At 56.2% G+C, this 445-nt stretch carries 1 protein-coding gene; it reads left to right on the forward strand.

The window, feature by feature from the left end:
- Positions 1–44 precede the first annotated feature (44 nt).
- Positions 45–445: DotI/IcmL family type IV secretion protein (locus K0039_RS25440; protein ID WP_265589596.1), on the forward strand; the 401-nt coding region annotated here is incomplete at its 3' end.

Here is a 445-nt window from a genome sequence, read left to right on the forward strand (position 1 = left end):
GCCTGGCCCCCACCAGTCAGCCAGCCTGGAGTCAGAGCGACGTCATGACGTTTGGCAGCATGACGCTGAGCGAAGCTTTTAATCTGGATTTTGTCCACTACAGGAAACAAATCACGACACTGGCCCCCCGCTTTTCCGAAGCCGGTTTTGCCGGCTATGTGAATGCTCTTCAGGCCTCCAACATTCTGGACACCATTAAAAAGGAGAAATTTAACCTCACAGCCACCATCGGGGCCGGCACGCTGGTGAATCAGGGCCAGATGGAAAACGGCATCTGGTTCTGGAAATTCCGGTATCCGGTAAGGATGCGTCGGGTCGGTCAGACCAGCACCCGCCCCGAGCAGGCCTTCACCTTTGAAATCACTGTCCGGCGCGTTGACCCACGAATCAAACCCGGCGGCATGGAAATCAGCCAGATGGTTTCCCGTAACGCCGCATCAGGAAC

Origin of the sequence: Terrisporobacter mayombei, from assembly GCF_020748465.1 — a bacterium.
In the GTDB taxonomy this organism is placed as follows: Bacteria; Bacillota; Clostridia; order Peptostreptococcales; family Peptostreptococcaceae; genus Terrisporobacter; species Terrisporobacter mayombei.